Raw genomic sequence first — 17,755 nt, 5'->3', positions numbered from 1 at the left:
TTCTAACGTGAAATGAGGTTTTTATCGTTCACCGTCAATCCCTATTTCCCAAAAATGATATTAGCGTTCTCTTTCTACAACTTTATATCCCTTTACAAAAAGTATAATTATATAAGAAACAATAAATGAAAAAATAGTATACATGCCAACCCAAAAGAAAAATACTGGATTATACACTGTAACATTTAACATAAGAAAAATAAGAAATGTTATCATTGGCATCACGTATAATGTACCTACTTTATATGTCCCAGCTATTGAAAAAATACAAATAAGCAATGGATATATACAGAAAATAAAAATTGACTCACTCAATGTTATGTCCCCCTTTCTGAAGAAATAATAGGTTTCTCGTAAACATTTTGGGGAACAACAAAGTTTTATCTTTTTATTCGTTATTAGTAAGTAAAATGTTAGACTGTTATCTCAATCTGATTTCCTTCAGGATCACTTACTACACTTTCATAGTAACCATCCCCTGTAGTACGTGGGCCGTTTAACACAGGGTATCCTGCTTCTCTTAATGTATTAGTTAATTCATTCACTTTTTCTTTACTACCTATAGAAAAAGCAATATGCGCATATCCTATTGTTTGTGTTTGTGTATTATCGTCTATCCCTACTTGCCTCATAAGTTCTAGACGTGCTCCACCTTCAAAAGTTATAAAATAAGACTCAAACTGCTTTTTCGGATTGTGATATAAGCTATTTTCTTCACCACCAAAGTACTGTTTATAGAAATCACGCATACCTTCTAAATCATTTACCCAAATTGCTACATGTTCAATTTTCATAGTCGACACCTTTTCTTTTACAGTATTCAACCAACAATTTGATATTTAATTTTCTTTGCTTGTTCTTGTTATCATCAAATCAAGTCCAAGGCTTTTCAATCCATATAAATAATCTTCTTTCCAATTACTCACTGTTATTTTCGGAATATGTTCTGCCGGAATGTACTGCGGACAACTTTTTACAATTTGATCTATTACAAATTGATTCACTTCATCATCACAGAAGATAAAGGCATGAGGGTTAATAATAGCTATACATGTAGCTATTAAACGAGTAATAGCATCTATATTATATTCCTCTGGATTATTGGAATCTCTCACTTCATCTCCATTTCTCAAAGCTTGTAAGAAATTTTTATTATCATACTGCGGAACGAAAGATATCTCTCCTGAGAAAAATGTACTTCCTCGTACTACATCTCCATTTATCATAATACCTGCACCTGGACCATTTTGACCTGAATACAAATATACAAGAGAGGAATTGTCATAGTTTCCAGTGTTTTTATAATAACCAAGCACTGCGGCATTCATATCGTTTTCTATTACTACAGGTATAGAAAACAGATCCTCCAAATGACTTTTCAAATTGAAATTTTGGAAATTTTCATAACCAGGTATATAAAAAATACGACCATTATCAACCGAACCAGGCACACCAATTGATATAGAGTTTATTTTCGGGAATGTAGCTATAAGACTTTCAATATGTTTAGATAATACATTTACGCCAGTATCAATTAATACACTTGAAGTACTTCCTTGTTCTTTTACTTCTCCTAAACAGTTGAAAATTGTGTAGTTTGTCTCATTTTTCTCTAAAAATATCGCTAATCCTAACATATATTCCGGATTATACGCATATCGTTTCGCTCTTCTTCCGCCACTTGAATCATCTAAACCGACTAAAGTGACTTCACCGTCTTGTTTCATATTTTCTATAAATTTACTTATCGTTGGAAAACTAATTTCTAATGTATTACTAAGTTCAACTTTCGTTGCACTACCTTGCTCTAGTAGAGCTGTACGAATGCCGCGAAGGATCGTCTCTTTAATCGATTTTTGAGTAACAAATTGTTCACTCAAATCGCTCACCACCTTAATCAACATACTTATTAAACACTTTTAATAAGTTGCGTTGACAATATATCATACATCATTTTCTAAAGCAATAAAGATGATATATTTCCGATGCATGCACTCTCTGTTTCGCTTCATGTATTCATACAATTCCAGATAATAGAACAAACAGCTAGCAAGGCATTACGTATTCTGAATGATTCCCCTAGTATACCAGCCGGCTAAAAAGGCTGATAACCGATGATAGAAACTTACAGCAAACGAGAAAACCGGAAAAACAAATAAGAAAAAGAGCGTTTCAAGAAGTAAGTAATGTCTTCGTACGATTGTCCGCACTATTTTTCTTCATATGAAACACCTTTCACATTGTCTATACGATACGACACCAGTTTATTCATGTACCCGTAAAAAACGATTTCTATAAGTCTATCGTTTTAATAACTTTAGCTGGGTTACCACCAACAACTACATTATTAGGTACATCTTTTGTCACAACTGCCCCTGAAGCAATTACAGCGTTGTCTCCAATTGAAATACCAGGGTTAATAATAGCTCCCCCGCCAACCCAAACATTGTTACCAATCTTTACAGGCTTCCCATATTCTTTGCCAGAATTCCGCTCTACCGGGTGTAAAGGATGCGTAGCAGTATAAATGTGAACACCAGGTGCAAACATACAATTATCACCGATTCGCACTTCACAAACGTCTAAAATCACACAATTGAAATTTGCGAAAAAGCTCTTTCCAACATGGATGTTGTAGCCGTAATCACAACGAAAATCAGGATTGATTTGGGCTTTCCCGTCAGCTGAAGAACCTAAAAGCTGATTTAATAACGTAAAACGTTTTTCATCTCCTATCTCCATCGCCTCGTTATAAAGGCGTGTTAAACGTTTTGCCTCCACCCTATCAGCTACTAATTCTTCGTCATCCGCAATATACATTTCTCCCGCCAACATCTTTTCTTTTTCCGTTTTCATACAATCCTCTCCTTCATAATCAAATGAGTTCTACTTATTAAATATCTTTAATAAGTCACTTTAAATATACTTATTAAACACATTTAATAAGTATCCCTATGTTAACATACTTTTTAACATATGCAACTAATAAGTTTCGAAAGGAAATGCGAACTCCTTGCTTCACCTAATGATATTACTTGGTAGCATTTAACTAATATAATGATTGATCCCTTGTTTTTCATTAACACTGTTGAGACTCATCATCACATGAAATCCTCTCCTTTAGGCGCTATACTATATGTTTATTAATGAGCACACCAATATGCAAATCAATTGTTAATCTCTTTCATTTATTATCCTTATTTAACTCTTGTACAATATCCCTTTTTCCTATTCTATTAGCAAAAGGTATAAAAATAATAAGGACTATTCCGTACATCCCCGCTATTACGGTTACGATAAGTTTGAAATCAAAAAATAAAGGTGTACGATCTATTATACTTACCATATAGGTTAATAATATTCCTATTACAGCCCCTAGTACGATTCCAATAAGTACATATAAATTAACTTGCGTCAAAATAACTTGTACAATCCCTTTTTTCTTAACTGTTATTGCTCGTAAAATAGCAAACTCTTTTCTTTTAGATTGAATATTATTTATAAGTGTATTGCATACCCCTAATGTTACACTAAACAAAATTACTACAATAACAACGATGAAAATGGACCACCTTTGCTGAAATATTAAATTAGATTGTTTTAACGATTGAGTATAACTACTTATTTTTAATTGTGGATATTGACCTTTCACTTTCTTTAATTGCTCCAACGTCTCTCTCTCATTATTTGAACTAATAAATGCTCGCTCAAAAACTGTATAATCTTGTTTATATGTTACATTACTCCAATCCATAAGTACTGAAGGAGAATTCGGTAGCTCATTAACAATTAATCCGATTTCTACCTTACTAGTCGGTTTAACTTTTTGTTCCTGTTCTGAAAATAGACCCAATTGAACGATATCACCTACATGAAGTTTATACCGCTCCGCTAACTCTTTTGTAACAATTATACTATTCTCTAAATTTGCAGGTACTTCTGGCAATAATCCTTGCTTTTCCATTTCCTTTAAATCACCTAAATTATAGTCAAAAGTAATATAATTTTCACCTTGTTTTAATTCTGCCAGTGAGTTCGTACTAATTGTACTAGCTCCTTTTACACTACTTATTTCTTTAAATATATTTTGTATATGAGGTAAGGTAATGGTTGAATCATTAGTCAAACGATTTTCCACAACAATATGTGTTGGAAATTCTCGTTTTAAATATCTTTCATTATTTTTTTGCATCGTTTTAAATATAGTGGAGCCGAAGACAACTATCACCATCATTGTACTTATCATTAAGATAACAAATGTATTTTTCCTTACTTGCGGAATTACATTTTTAATAGCAACAAATGTATTCCTTCCAAATACTTTTTTCATTATAGGTAGACATGCTATTAATATCGAAGAAAGATAAGTCGGAAATAAAATATATACTCCTAAAACGAGAAATATAGCTCCTATTAATATCACTATTGCCTGCGTATCTCCCGTATTTGCTACAAATCCACCTAAAACAGTTAAAAATATACTACTAATTAAAAGAAATTTCCCCATAATACTGCGTGTTTTTTTATTAGAAAAATCGGATTCTTCATTTTCGCGCATAAGCTTTACTGGCAATATTTTTGAACTTCTATATGACGGATATAACATAAACAGTTCAATAAAAAAGCTACTACAAATCACTGTTACAATTGCTATTTTATAGTCGAAACTCATTGAATTCATTTGAAAAGCAAATAAATGCTCTAGCCAACTTTGTAAAAAACGGTTACTTATTACAGCTAGTAACAAACCAAATATTCCACCAAAGAAATTAATTACACTACATTGAATGAATATAACTGTAAACATTTGTTTCGTTGTTGCTCCCATTGATCGCATAATAGCAAATTGACTTTTATATTTATATAAAAACACTTCAAAATTAGACATCAATAATAACGAAGTAATAATAAGTATTAATACAGATAAAATAACTATAAAAATATGTAATGACGCTAAGTTACTTTTTAAAAACTCATCTTCCTCCGCAATATCGATTCTTAATTCTTTGTCTATTTTATGAATTTGATTAGACAAAGCTAGTACATCCGCATTCGCTTTTGCTTTTATCAACACATAAGTAGCTTCATTTTGTTTACCCGTTTTTTCATATACGTGCTGTTTCACCGCACCTTCCGATAAAATGAGTATATCTGGAGCTGAACCTCCAGCTTCTATATCAGATAACACTTCTTTTACTACATAGGATTTATTTTCTATTTCAATCTTTTCCCCAACTTTTACTTGTAAAGTTTCCGCTAATCCATGATTTAATGTTACTTCTTCATTTGATAGATTTTTAGAGAAGTGATATCGACTTTTAGATAACGAATCATTTTGAACACCTACTGTATAAATAGCGGTATTCAATTTATTCACTTGCAAATGATTTACTAATATTTTTGATATGTATTCAATATTTTTTTGTTCTTTAATATTTTGTAGTAAAGATTTATCTATCAACTTATTTTGATCAGGGTTATATCCAACTGATAAATCCATATCTCCATATACATTTTTCACTTCATTTATAACAGACTGTTTCGCATGACTCGAAAATACAATCATCGTAACAATTAGAGAAACAGCCAACATAACGCTAACTATAGAGGAAATAGCAGTGAATTTATTCGTCTTAAAAAAGCGTAAACTTAATCCTCGTACTGATTTTATCATTTTGATTTTTCCAATAATTTTTTAAATTTATCTAAAATGATATTCATATCATTTACTCCATGAGTACACGTATAATCATCAACATTTTTTCCATCATGAAAGAAGAGAACCCGATCTGCATACGTAGCAATGTGAGGATCATGAGTAACAAGAATCATACTTTGTTTGAATCTTTGTTTCATATCGACTAGTACTCGTAAAATATCATTAGACGTATTGAAATCTAAATTTCCAGTAGGTTCATCTGCAAGAACAATTGGAGGAAATGTTATTAACGCCCTACCAATTGCAACACGTTGTTGTTGTCCCCCAGAAAGCTGAACTGGTCGATGATTTCTCCAATTTACTAAACCAAGAACATCTAATATTTTATTTGTTTTTTCTCGTATCTCCTCTTCTGAATCAGCTGATAATATGAGGGGTAACGTAATATTTTCTTCTACAGATAAATCCTTTAATAAATGAAATGACTGGAATATAAATCCTATGTTATCCCTTCTGTACTCTGTCGCATACGGTTCAATGAACATATTTTCAGGTACTTCACCTTTTACATAGATAACCCCCTCATCAGGCTTATCTAGAGCACCAAGAATATTAAGTAATGTACTCTTTCCAGATCCACTCGTTCCCATTATGGCAAGGAGTTCTCCTTTATTTAACTCCAAAGATACATTTTGTAATGCCCTAACATTTGTATCTACACTCTCATATGTTTTACTTAAATCTTGAACTGTTAACACAACTTCACTCATCATTATTCACCTCAACATTATTAAGTTTTATTCCCTCCACCAAATTAACCTGAATTAGAATTTTTTCTTTTAGATTACTAGGTGGTACAATTTCTGTTCCTATTTGGAATAACACCACTTTTAACTCGAGAGTTGTAATCATTTCTATCCCTCCTCACTCTATATTGGTAACAAATTGAAATTTCGTTCGGTTTTTTTTGCAAAAAAATAAGGGAACACTTAACGTCCCCTCTCAAATCCAATCCGTTTTTTAATTTCCGCTAAATTTACCTTCGCGATTTCTCTTGCCCGTTCAGCACCTTTTTCTAACGCTTCATATAATAAATTTGGCTCCTGCATATACATTGCATATTTCTCCCGAGGTACTGCTAACTCACGGTCTACAACGCGGAATAACTCTTTTTTCACATCGCCCCATCCGATTCCAGTCCTATATTTTTCACGTAATGACTGAATTTCATCTTCTGTTGCAAATTCTTTATATATCATAAATAATGTTTCTAGTTCTTTCGGTTCATTTGGAAGTGAAGAATCTGTTTTGATTTTAAATATTAATTTTCGTAGTTTTTCTTTTTCTGCAAATAATGGGATTACATTCCCGTAACTTTTACTCATCTTCCTTCCATCAAGACCAGGTAAAATGGCACCTTCTTCTTGTATGACATACTCCGGAAGCGTAAATGTCATACCAAATGTATGATTAAAATACATCGCAATATCACGCGCGATTTCAATATGCTGAATTTGGTCTTTTCCGACAGGTACATGAGTAGCTTGAAATAGTAATATGTCAGCTGCCATTAAAATAGGATACGTATATAATCCCATATTCACGCCTGCATCTACCTCTAAACCCGCTTCTTTATTTTGCTCCACCTTCGCCTTATATGCATGGGCACGGTTCATAATCCCTTTCGGAGTTAGGCAAGCTAATATCCAAGCTAATTCTAGAATCTCCGGCACTTCTGTTTGCCGATAAAAAATAACGTCTTCACCAAGTCCAAGTGATAACCAAGTAGCTGCTACCTCTTTCGTATAACTACTGAACTTCTCTGGATCATGAACAGCATTTAACGCATGATAATCCGCTATAAAATACAATGCTTTCCCTTCATTCTTCTTTGACATTTGCAACGCAGGTTTAATCGCACCAATATAATTTCCTAAATGAGGATAACCTGTCGGCTTAATTCCTGTTAACATTATTTTTTCGCTCACCCTAACTCCTCCTTCCTTAAAATAAAAAGAGCCCCTCATCCTATAAAAAGGACGAGAGACTCCCGCGGTACCACCTTCATTAGCTATCATTAATAGCTCGCTTCAACTTCTTAACGTGAAGTAACCGTCTTTGCCTACTCATTTCAGCTAGAAGCTCCGGAGCCCATTCCATATTCATCCCTTACTGATTTTCACCACTCATCAGCTCTCTGAAAAGTTTCGAATATGTACTCTTCTCTTTCATTGCTTTTTCGTTATTTTTTACAGTTTATCACATTCCCTTTCCAATTAAACCCTAATTTTCTGTTTTATATAGCAGGAATTTCCACTTCAATTGTCTAATATTATATAGGTTTGCAGAAATACTCGAAACAACTTTGGAGGTTTTTTCATGGTAAAATATATATCCATTTTAGGTTCAACAGGATCCATCGGCACATCTGCATTAGATGTCGTTTCAGCTCATCCTGAACATTTTAAAATCATCGGTTTAACCGCAAATTATAATATCGATCTTCTTGAGCAACAAATCAAAACGTTTCAACCTTGCATTGTAAGCGTTGCGACAAAAGAATTAGCAGACACGCTTCGTACGCGTATTTCAACCAACACAAAAATTACATACGGAACGGATGGCTTAATTGCGGTAGCTACTCACCCTGATTCAAATCTTGTATTAAGTTCCGTCGTTGGTGTTTCAGGATTACTCCCAACAATTGAAGCATTAAAAGCGAAGAAAGATATTGCCATCGCTAATAAAGAAACGTTAGTTGCAGCTGGTCATATCGTAACTGAACTGGCCAAACAAAACGGATGTCGTTTAATTCCAGTCGATAGCGAACATTCAGCTATTTTCCAATGTTTAAACGGAGAAAATAATAAAGAAATAGACAAATTAATCGTTACAGCTTCTGGCGGTGCATTCCGTGATAAAACACGTGAAGAAATGAAAACATTACAAGCGAAGGATGCTTTAAAACACCCAAACTGGTTAATGGGGGCAAAACTAACGATAGATTCTGCCACGTTAATGAATAAAGGGTTTGAAGTGATGGAAGCTAAGTGGCTATTCGATATTCCTTATGAAAAAATTGATGTTATGATTCATAAAGAAAGTATCATTCACTCTTTAGTAGAGTTTATTGATGGATCAGTCATGGCACAGCTCGGTGCCCCTAATATGAGAATGCCGATTCAATATGCATTTCACTACCCTACTCGACTACCTTCATCCTATGAAAAATTAAATTTATTAGAAATTGGTAGTTTGCATTTTGAAAAACCAAATTTAGAGAAGTTCCCCTGTCTACAATACGCATTTGAATGTGGCAAAATTGGCGGTACAACTCCAGCTGTATTAAATGCAGCGAACGAAATTGCAAATGCACTATTTCTTAAAAATGAAATTGCATTTTTCGATATCGAAAAAACAATTTACAATACAGTTGAAGCTCATCATAATGTAAAAGATCCTTCACTCGATGCTATATTAGAAGCTGATCAATGGGCACGCCAATACGCAAATCAATTATTAATAAAAAAGAGCTAAAACAGTTTTATCTGTTTTAGCTCTTTTTTTACGTATTCAACTTAACAAATCTATAGCTATGCGTTACCAACACTTTTAATATCGCATATCCTGGAATTGCTAAAATAATACCCATAATTCCAAATAGATTTCCGGCAGTTAAAATAATAAAAATGATTGTAATTGGATGAATATCTAGCTTTTTCCCCATGACTTGCGGAGAAATAAATTTACCTTCTGCTAATTGTACGACCATCATTACAATAATTACTTTTAACACCATTGATGGCGAGTCAATAAATGCGATAATTAATGCTGGTGTAATTGCAATGATTGGTCCTACGTACGGAACGATATTTACAATCATTGCTAAAATAGCGAGTAATACCGCATATTTAATACCAATAATAAGGTAACCGATTAATAGCATAATACCGATAAACAAGCTAACGATAATTTGTCCTCTAATATACGAGCTAATCGCATAATGCATATCATCTAGTATTCTCATCGCTGCTGGTTGTCTTTGCTCTGAAATAAACTTTAAAAAGTGGTTCGGTAATTGCTCACCATCTTTTAAAAGATAGAACAATATAAACGGAACCATTACAAACGTTAAAACGACCTCTGTAACAGTACTTAAAAATCCAGTTACATTTCCAGTTACTGATGATAGCGACTTCGTAAAATCAACTGTGTAGTCTTTTACCATACTCGCTACATCAACATTTAAATTCTCTTGAATTTTACCTAGTAAATTACTTTCCCCGAATCTACGTGCTGCTCGTTCAATTTCATGACCGAAATACGGTAAGTTATCTATTAATGCATCAATTTGATCTTTAATAATCGGGATTACTGTCACAACTAAAAATACAAATAACCCCAGTACTATTATATATATAGAAGCGATTGATACGATTCTTGAAACACCTTTCTTTTCTAAAAGCGAAACGAATGGATGCAAAATATAAAATAGCACTCCCGCTAATAATACGGGGAAGAAAATTGTTTTTAAAAAGACGATAAACGGAGTAAAAACAAAAGAAATTTTCGTTAGCAGTAATATGTTAATAAACAATAACGCAAAGCCGAGTAACACCGCTAAATAATTTTGTTCTCTAAAAAACTTTTTCAACTTATCTCTTTTTCTAATATTTAATTTCTCCAATGAAACCACCTCTTCGAATGATGAAAAGCCCTTATTCAGGGCTTTTCATCATTATCTATATCTTTATTTTCTTGCAGCTTTCACTACAAATGATACAATAAGAATTAATACGATTGCACCTAATAATGCTGGCACGACATGAATCCCACCAAATGATGGCCCAAAAGATCCAAATAATCTACCACCTAACGAAGCACCTAATAAACCTGCGATAATATTTCCAAACATACCACCCGGAAAATTTTTACCCGTTATAGAACCTGCAATTGCACCTATAATAGCACCAACTATTAATGTGATAATCCATCCCATTTTTAGTCCTCCATTTCTATTATAGTGTATTTCTTTTTGATACTAAATTGTTATGTAACTATTATAATTATTATATCCAATAAAGAAAAATCTTGTCAAATCTATGAAAATAAAGCCTATAAGGAGGTTTTACCCTATGATTCAAAAATTAGTAACAACTTCTCACAACACCGCTACTTCTATTTTAAACATTCAAATACCCGCTTATGAAATTGAAGCAAAATATATAAATAGTACGGCTATCCCTCGCCTTTATGATACTGTAGCCGATATTCAATTATGTGATGAAATTTTTTACGGCTATTTTTATGAAGATACACTTGCTGGGTTTATTTCTTTTAAAATGAATGAAGAGGAAGTTGATATTCATCGTTTAGTAGTATCCCCCGATCATTTTCATAAAGGAATCGCCACAAAACTACTACTTTATGTATTTGACATGTTCTCCCCTTCCAAAACATATATTGTACAAACAGGGAAAAAAAATACCGCTGCTCTTTCTTTATATAAAAAACATGGATTTATTGAAATAAAGGATATCATATTACCCGATGGAGTGGTTTTAACCTCACTCAAAAAATCAGAAAACATAAAATAGTTTGACTCATCATTTTTTTTATGTTATCCTTTACTTTATAAATCCTTTTGCTGAGTCCAAATTTTGGAGCGGGGGAACCATTTTTGTAGCCATGCTACTTGGGGCGAATCTTATTTAAGTAGGGAAACTCTCACTTCCCGAGTCCGACAGCTAACCTCGTAAGCGTAATGGGAGAGGAAGGTGCTTTTTGCCTATGTTACACAGTGTACCTCCTTAATTATAAATATGGGATCGATACCAATAGACACCTATATTTATAGAAAAGGAGACATGTATAATGTTACGTTTATCTGATCACGCAATAAAAATGATGGAGCAAAGACTTCGACTCGAACAACATCGCACATATCAAGCTAATAAAGTTGTAGATAACTTACATCACAAATACTTCTTTCAGCATATTTTTCAGCCGAAAAGATAAGGAAACCATACGTATAATATAATTTAATACAAAAAGCGCTGCGATTCTGAATCGCAACGCTTTTTGTATTACTATTAAAAATAATTTTCCATTAACTTATTCATCCAATCTGGCACACGAGCATTTTCTCTTGTATCAAAAGCAGCGATATATGGTTTTATATCTAAAATAGCCGTTCGATCATTAGCGTCTAATCCTTGCACAGTCATAACGTTATTTTCAATCGACAATATTTCAACAGTAGTAATTCCAATAGGGTTTGGACGATGCTTTGTCCGCTGAGCAAAACATCCCTTTTCATCAAAATCACTTAGTCCCCTTGGCTTTCTAGCCCAAGACTGTTTATTTTCTTCCTGAAAATCATTCATATAAAAAATAACAATTGCATGAGAATAATCCTCAAGACCTGCTAATCCTCCAATATACTCTGGATATATTTTGATGTTTGAAACAATACTTCCCCAATTAAGATACACTTTCTCGTCTATAGAAGATTGTACTTCACCAATCTTCACCATACTCACATGGACCATTTTCCTCCCCCTTTATATAACACTACTTACTTTCTCGCCTTAATAATAAAAGTAGTTGGTACCATCCTAGCTTTATATAAAGAATAATATTTCGTAGATGGCTCAGCTCGTTCTTCATCAAATGAGCTAGATGGTTCAGGTTCTTCTATTCTCTCAATTGTAAATCCCGCTCTATTTAACTCATTTATGTATGTACTTATTTTTCTCTTATATAATGTCGCTTGTACATTTTCTCTTTTAAATGTTTCAAACGTAATAGGTGTTTCCTCATGGTATGAAGACTTTAAAACAATTTCTTCTGTACCATACTGTAAGTTTGAATATATTGGGTGCTCCCAGCTAAAAATAAAACTTCCGCCTGGCTTTACATACGAATAAATTAGTTCCAACGTTTTTCTTAAATTCGAAGTCCACCCTAATGCATAAATGGAATATACAATATCAAAATACTCTTTCGGAATATCTCCTTCTTCTTCCATTGCTCCGCATATTAACTTTGGATTCCAACACTTTAACGTTTCATTCGCTGTTTTAATTTGTTCACTTGAAAGATCAAGCCCCCATAACTCTTCCGCACCATACTCTCCCATATATTGCAGCGAATGCCCACTTCCACATCCAATATCAAGAACCTTTTTATTTCTAATTGAATCAAACAAATGAATCTCATCTTCAGACGCTGTATACGGGCCATATTTCGGTAAACAATCTACTTGAAAGAAATATGGTGCAACTGTGTCCCAACACTTTTTATTTAACGCTAACATTTTTGTATCTTTCATACTCTACATTCCCCCATTCCATTTTCTTCCCTAATATAAATTACACATTATAACCTGATCTTCCTTTTCTCTTCGCCCGGTAATTTTTCACTTTCGCAATCGTACCGCACGCTCTTCCTCCTGCTTCTCCAGCATACATACCGCACCATCTTTTACTTCCATTTCGCGAATGATCATAAAATACCCAGCGACAATCTGGGCATGCTTTTAACCTTCCCCACAAATTTTCTTGAATTGACATTAACACAATGCTTAATACTTTTGTATATACATTCTCTTCGTGCACAGGCTCATATGTAATACCTTTCATATCTTCCCTTACATGTACATGAAATGGGTATTTCTCTAACCACTTTTGCAATGATCCTTCGCCTTCAATTGCCACCCGAATATCTTCTCGAAAACTTTTTAATTCCTCTATCGTATGGAATGGAACCTCTTCATGAAAATATTCTTTCATAAAGAGCTTTATATCCTCTTCTGTTTGCAGCATGTCAATTGGCTCTCTCGTTTCGTTTGGTATTTTCCATGTATTTAAAAATTCCCGAATATATTCTAATTCATTTGGTGCATTTTGATTCAATTCCATCCACCTTCTTCTTAAAATTTACTTTTTTCTGACTTTATGTATAATTATAATATAAATTAGTTAACCATTAAATAATTTTACTGGTTACAACATTAGGAGGAGTTCTATGAAAAGTTTCTCAATACCGATACGTTTCATGCTTATTTCTTCATTCTTTATGTCTTTTGGCTATTTTGCAGTATACGCATTTTTAGCTATTTATCTATTAAGCTTTCTTCATTTTTCTGCTGTCCAAGTAGGAACAGTGTTGACAGTTATGACAATCACATCAAGAGTTATCCCTTTATTCTCAGGATTAATTGCTGACAAAATAGGCTATATCATTATGATGATAGCCGGATTATTTTTAAGAGGAATCGGATTTATCGCTTTAGGAATATGCTCTGATTTCTATACAATTTCTATTTCTTCTGCACTTATTGGCTTCGGAACTGCATTTTACGAACCTGCTGCGCGCGCCATATTCGGCTCACAACCAGCTCATATGAGAAAAAATTTATTTACATATTTAAACCTTAGTTTTAATTGCGGTGCAATAATCGGACCAATTGCAGGAGGGTTCTTACTCTTACTCAATCCCATCTATGCTTTCTCTCTAACAGGATCACTTATGCTGTTATTCGCTTTTATCTTTTACTTACTTAAAAATCACTTCCAAGTCACTACTGAAAACACGTCTATTACATTTGGAATACAGGCTATCTTACAAAACAAGCCTTTTCTTCTGTTTTCATTTATCATGATTTTCTTCTATATTATGTTTACTCAGCTTACTGTCGCACTTCCACTTCATATGAAAAACATTAGTAATAGCAATCAGCTTGCTACATTAGTCATTACGATAAATGCAATAACAGGCGTCATATTTATGGTGTTATTCCGAAAACTATTTCATAAATACAACACACTTTCGATTATTAAATACGGTGTTTTATTAATGAGTATTTCCTTTTTACTTATCCCTTTATTTCAACACCCATATTGGCTATTTATTTGTGTAATTTTATTTACAATCGGTGAAACACTCGTATTACCTAACGCTGATATCGCTATTGCAAATTACAGTAACGAATCATATACAGCTACTTACTTCGGATTTTATCAACTATCACTCGCATTTGGTTTTATCATCGGTAATTATACCGGTACATCTTTTACATCCAATTTAAATGGAATGTATACACCATGGCTTATTTTCGGCGGAATAGGACTTATTGGTTTTATTTCACTACATATTTTAAATATTAAAAAAGGATTCCCTAAAGAAGATATATACCTATGTAATGATACGAAACACCTTTAACACATTACAATTGAAATAGTACCTTTAAACAAACGACCTATAATAAAAAATTCGACCGTCATATGTGACAGCCGAATTTTTTTATTCTTTATATTCAAGATAATTATGTCTTTTACAGCCAAATAAATAGCAACCCCCTACATAGTCCGTTTCAAATTCTAATCCTGGAACATATCCAGATTTGATACGTTCTATCATTGTTTTATAACAATTATTCTCTTCTGTATATTCCTCAATTAACTCTTTCTTATCTTCTTCTGTCCAGTTTTCTTCTACTTCTTCATTCTGAACATCTTCTATTTCTGCTGTTTTCGCTTCGATTGATTCCCGTATAACTTCATTTATACGTGTGAAATTATTAGCTTTATATAAAGCATACACAAACCTACTAATCCAATTAGGGCTTTTCCAAACTTCTTTGTATCCCTTTTCGAACCATTCAATTGCTTCGTTATAGCAATTCAACTCAACATATAAATCTGCTATATTAACTCCTCCTAAAAAATCATCGGATTTCCTGTTAAAAGCATCTAACTTCTCTTTCGCTTCTGTCGTTCGCCCTAAATCAATTAAACATTTTACATAGCAATACATGATATAGTCCGAATCCCCTGCAACTCGCAAGAAAAATTTCGAAGCTTCTTCCAGCTCTCCAAGGTTATAATGCGCTACAGCTACATTGTGATATGCTTCATCCGATGGTTGAATCGAAATAGACTTTTGTAATACTTCTTTCGCTTCTGTCCACTTTTCTTGTTTTATGTAAATGTCCCCTAAAATGTTATAAGGGAAGTAAGAAGAAGGATTCAACTTAACAACTTCTTTTATCAATTCAAGAGCTTTAGCATCATTCTCTTCCTCATAAAAGTACATCCAAGCAAGATTATTGAGAGATTGTACACCTCTAGATTCATGTACAGCTCGTTGAAACAGTTCCATTGCTTCCTCATATTCATTTTGTTCAAACATTTCAATTGCCTTCTCGTTAATGTTCAAGTAACTACCTCTGAAGTGAATGAATTCATCTATTCCACATCGTTATTTTAATATGAAAAAATTGAAATTTCCATAAAAATAAGTTCTTTCGCCTGTCTACATGTCATCATATAGTTGGATAGCCAATTCATAATGATTTTGACAACACTGCTTTCTACAGAAAATATATACCTACTGGAAAGATACTGATTTAAAACAATAAGTACACTTTTCAAACCCCTTAAATTGGATATACAGCCTGTTTAATTTTACATATTATGGTACAATTAAACAGAGCGCTAGCTAAACATTTACGTTCCACACTAGCAGTCTAGCAATGCCAAAATCAAAAATCACTTGAAATTGGGGGATGTTATGAAAAAGAAATTAATTGTTCTGCTATTCACTGGAATCATATTATCCGGATGTTCAACTATAGCAGAAAATTCTTTAGAAACTGGAAAAGGCAGTATTGAATTATTAACACCGACGATTACAACAAAAGATAACGAATTAAAATTTAAGACTGAAGGCATTGATGAAAATAAAGTGACGTTTATTTATGTCGCCAATAAAAAAGTATTGGAACAAAAAATTAATAATGGCGAATCCTACAAAGTTAACATTAAAGATATCGAGCACGCTCATAGGACAGATTACAAACCAAAAGTTCAACTTTTGCAAACGCAAGATGATCATAAAGATGGAGAGATGGTAACGTTTAAACAAGTTAGATATACAGTTAAAAAAAATTAATTTTATAGGTATTTCATTATAAATGTAACGAACGAAAATTCACTTTTAACAGAGGGTAAATGTAAGGGGTGCTAGCATGAAAAGAAGATGGATTTATTGGTGGATTGGTAACATATTTTGGATTATCACTTTCGGGATATTGGCAGCTATTATTTGGTTACGAGAGGTTGACGGGACAGGCGTTACTCAAACACCTGAGCTGAAATTAATAGCATTTATCGTTTTATTAATCGCGTTTATATTACCAATAATTATTCAAGTTGTATGGTTACTTGTTAATCTGAGAAAGAGTAGAAAAAAATAATACATAAAAAAAGAGAGGAATCTTATTCAAAATAGATTCCTCTCTTTTACATATGGGATTATGACGTACTTTTAAAGTTACACTACTCACTTTCTTTACGATGCATGTTCATCTTTCTTCTTCATTAACGCTCTCTTCTTCATCGCCTTCGTTAAATATCCGCCTTTAAATGAACGGATTTCATAAGAAGACATAAACGCTTTTGGTGCAATTTGATTAATAATTTCTAACAGTTCTTTTTCTCTAGAACGCTTTGCAACGATATCTAAGCGATAACGTATAGAATTAATACCTTCGCCTTCAAATACTGTAACGCCAAATCCTGAGTGACGTAATTCATCTACTAATTCATTACAACGGTCTAGCAAACTAACCTGATACGTAATATAACCAATTGCTAATTTATTCTCTATATAACCGCCTAATAATAGTCCCGTACTAAAGCCAATGACATAGGCAATAATGTTCATCCAATTTGATAAATCTTGAAACACAATACCTAAACTGACAATGTAAATAGCTCCTTCTAACAATCCAACACCAGCAGCGGATCTTGTTTGATTCTTTACAAGCAAAATCGTACGGATTGTCAAAATGGGAACGTAAATAATTTGAAGCACAAAAATAAGTAACGCTTGTAACATTGGTATCCACCTCTTTCAAAAAGTCTTTTGTCATAATAACATACATAACCTTTAGAAATCGATGGGTTTTTAAATTTTTTTACATTATTTTTCATACTATTGAAAAACGTAAAAAAGAAGCGTATTATATTTGTCGTAAATTTGATTCCTTTCATTAGCTCGCTTTAAACACAAAAAGGAACCCCATTAGGC

General features: G+C 33.0%; 21 protein-coding genes, 1 riboswitch and 1 other annotated feature. Of the genes, 6 read left to right on the top strand and 15 right to left on the bottom strand.

Features of this window, described 5'->3' with window-relative positions; genetic code table 11:
* Positions 1–60 precede the first annotated feature (60 nt).
* From QCI46_RS10790 to QCI46_RS10755, 8 genes are all read right to left on the bottom strand, one after another.
* A complete protein-coding gene (locus QCI46_RS10790) occupies positions 61–315 on the bottom strand; it encodes a YbeF family protein (protein WP_137051357.1) in 255 nt (84 codons plus the stop codon).
* A 98-nt stretch (positions 316–413) separates the two neighbouring features.
* Complete coding sequence (locus QCI46_RS10785; protein ID WP_353840203.1) at positions 414–794, bottom strand: VOC family protein; 381 nt, start codon at positions 792–794, stop codon at positions 414–416.
* A 45-nt stretch (positions 795–839) separates the two neighbouring features.
* Positions 840–1,880: an ROK family transcriptional regulator gene (locus QCI46_RS10780; protein ID WP_353840202.1), complete on the bottom strand. Its 1,041-nt coding sequence runs from the start codon at positions 1,878–1,880 to the stop codon at positions 840–842.
* A 412-nt stretch (positions 1,881–2,292) separates the two neighbouring features.
* Complete coding sequence (locus tag QCI46_RS10775) at positions 2,293–2,856, bottom strand: maltose O-acetyltransferase (protein ID WP_353840201.1); 564 nt, start codon at positions 2,854–2,856, stop codon at positions 2,293–2,295.
* 328 nt (positions 2,857–3,184) lie between these two features.
* The gene (locus QCI46_RS10770) at positions 3,185–5,674 is read right to left on the bottom strand and encodes an FtsX-like permease family protein (RefSeq protein WP_353840199.1); all 2,490 of its coding nucleotides are present in this window, start codon (positions 5,672–5,674) and stop codon (positions 3,185–3,187) included.
* A complete protein-coding gene (locus tag QCI46_RS10765) occupies positions 5,671–6,429 on the bottom strand; it encodes an ABC transporter ATP-binding protein (protein WP_353841858.1) in 759 nt (252 codons plus the stop codon). The genes QCI46_RS10770 and QCI46_RS10765 overlap by 4 nt, the downstream gene beginning before the upstream one ends.
* On the bottom strand, positions 6,422–6,571 hold the full coding sequence (locus QCI46_RS10760; protein ID WP_353840198.1) for a hypothetical protein: 150 nt from the start codon (positions 6,569–6,571) through the stop codon (positions 6,422–6,424). Before QCI46_RS10760 ends, QCI46_RS10765 begins: the two co-directional genes overlap by 8 nt.
* A 77-nt stretch (positions 6,572–6,648) precedes the next feature.
* On the bottom strand, positions 6,649–7,686 hold the full coding sequence (locus tag QCI46_RS10755) for a tryptophan--tRNA ligase (RefSeq protein WP_353840197.1): 1,038 nt from the start codon (positions 7,684–7,686) through the stop codon (positions 6,649–6,651).
* 5 nt (positions 7,687–7,691) lie between these two features.
* Positions 7,692–7,900, bottom strand: a binding site (T-box leader).
* Positions 7,901–8,038: 138 nt separating this feature from the next.
* Between QCI46_RS10755 and QCI46_RS10750 the strand changes: the two genes are divergently transcribed.
* Positions 8,039–9,196: a 1-deoxy-D-xylulose-5-phosphate reductoisomerase gene (locus QCI46_RS10750; protein ID WP_353840196.1), complete on the top strand. Its 1,158-nt coding sequence runs from the start codon at positions 8,039–8,041 to the stop codon at positions 9,194–9,196.
* 28 nt (positions 9,197–9,224) lie between these two features.
* Here QCI46_RS10750 and QCI46_RS10745 read toward each other — a convergent pair whose 3' ends face one another.
* Both QCI46_RS10745 and QCI46_RS10740 read right to left on the bottom strand, forming a co-directional pair.
* Positions 9,225–10,346, bottom strand: a complete 1,122-nt coding sequence (locus tag QCI46_RS10745) for an AI-2E family transporter (RefSeq protein ID WP_327964146.1) — start codon at positions 10,344–10,346, stop codon at positions 9,225–9,227.
* A 63-nt stretch (positions 10,347–10,409) separates the two neighbouring features.
* Complete coding sequence (locus QCI46_RS10740; RefSeq protein WP_000539721.1) at positions 10,410–10,658, bottom strand: GlsB/YeaQ/YmgE family stress response membrane protein; 249 nt, start codon at positions 10,656–10,658, stop codon at positions 10,410–10,412.
* A 136-nt stretch (positions 10,659–10,794) separates the two neighbouring features.
* Between QCI46_RS10740 and QCI46_RS10735 the strand changes: the two genes are divergently transcribed.
* On the top strand, positions 10,795–11,256 hold the full coding sequence (locus QCI46_RS10735) for a GNAT family N-acetyltransferase (RefSeq protein WP_353840195.1): 462 nt from the start codon (positions 10,795–10,797) through the stop codon (positions 11,254–11,256).
* A gap of 38 nt (positions 11,257–11,294) precedes the next feature.
* A riboswitch (cyclic di-AMP (ydaO/yuaA leader) is annotated at positions 11,295–11,437 on the top strand.
* 96 nt (positions 11,438–11,533) lie between these two features.
* Positions 11,534–11,677: a hypothetical protein gene (locus tag QCI46_RS10730; RefSeq protein ID WP_000945246.1), complete on the top strand. Its 144-nt coding sequence runs from the start codon at positions 11,534–11,536 to the stop codon at positions 11,675–11,677.
* A 74-nt stretch (positions 11,678–11,751) separates the two neighbouring features.
* Here QCI46_RS10730 and tsaA read toward each other — a convergent pair whose 3' ends face one another.
* The 3 genes from tsaA to QCI46_RS10715 are packed head-to-tail and all read right to left on the bottom strand — an operon-like array spanning position 11,752 to position 13,575.
* Positions 11,752–12,210 carry a tRNA (N6-threonylcarbamoyladenosine(37)-N6)-methyltransferase TrmO gene (tsaA, locus tag QCI46_RS10725; RefSeq protein ID WP_353840194.1) on the bottom strand — a complete coding sequence of 153 codons (459 nt, stop codon included), beginning with the start codon at positions 12,208–12,210 and terminating at the stop codon, positions 11,752–11,754.
* A 26-nt stretch (positions 12,211–12,236) separates the two neighbouring features.
* Positions 12,237–12,992 carry a class I SAM-dependent methyltransferase gene (locus QCI46_RS10720; RefSeq protein WP_353840193.1) on the bottom strand — a complete coding sequence of 252 codons (756 nt, stop codon included), beginning with the start codon at positions 12,990–12,992 and terminating at the stop codon, positions 12,237–12,239.
* Between the two features lie 40 nt (positions 12,993–13,032).
* Positions 13,033–13,575, bottom strand: coding sequence for a CGNR zinc finger domain-containing protein (locus QCI46_RS10715; RefSeq protein ID WP_137051350.1), 543 nt, complete (start codon positions 13,573–13,575; stop codon positions 13,033–13,035).
* Positions 13,576–13,687: 112 nt separating this feature from the next.
* Here QCI46_RS10715 and QCI46_RS10710 point away from each other — a divergent pair, with 112 nt between their 5' ends.
* The gene (locus tag QCI46_RS10710) at positions 13,688–14,884 is read left to right on the top strand and encodes an MDR family MFS transporter (protein WP_353840192.1); all 1,197 of its coding nucleotides are present in this window, start codon (positions 13,688–13,690) and stop codon (positions 14,882–14,884) included.
* 81 nt (positions 14,885–14,965) lie between these two features.
* On the opposite strand, the gene QCI46_RS10705 is transcribed toward QCI46_RS10710, so the two are convergent.
* Entirely contained in the window at positions 14,966–15,880 is a 915-nt protein-coding gene (locus QCI46_RS10705) for a tetratricopeptide repeat protein (RefSeq protein ID WP_353840191.1), read from the bottom strand.
* A gap of 354 nt (positions 15,881–16,234) precedes the next feature.
* Here QCI46_RS10705 and QCI46_RS10700 point away from each other — a divergent pair, with 354 nt between their 5' ends.
* Both QCI46_RS10700 and QCI46_RS10695 read left to right on the top strand, forming a co-directional pair.
* Positions 16,235–16,615, top strand: a complete 381-nt coding sequence (locus QCI46_RS10700) for a hypothetical protein (RefSeq protein ID WP_353840190.1) — start codon at positions 16,235–16,237, stop codon at positions 16,613–16,615.
* A gap of 76 nt (positions 16,616–16,691) precedes the next feature.
* On the top strand, positions 16,692–16,919 hold the full coding sequence (locus QCI46_RS10695; protein ID WP_000830332.1) for a DUF3923 family protein: 228 nt from the start codon (positions 16,692–16,694) through the stop codon (positions 16,917–16,919).
* A 95-nt stretch (positions 16,920–17,014) separates the two neighbouring features.
* Here QCI46_RS10695 and QCI46_RS10690 read toward each other — a convergent pair whose 3' ends face one another.
* On the bottom strand, positions 17,015–17,563 hold the full coding sequence (locus QCI46_RS10690; protein WP_088064064.1) for a DUF2179 domain-containing protein: 549 nt from the start codon (positions 17,561–17,563) through the stop codon (positions 17,015–17,017).
* Positions 17,564–17,755 lie beyond the last annotated feature (192 nt).

Source organism: Bacillus cereus group sp. RP32 (assembly GCF_040459735.1).
GTDB lineage: Bacteria > Bacillota > Bacilli > Bacillales > Bacillaceae_G > Bacillus_A > Bacillus_A wiedmannii.
Note: the sequence above shows the minus strand (reverse complement) of the source record. Positions and strands in the feature narration are given on the sequence as shown.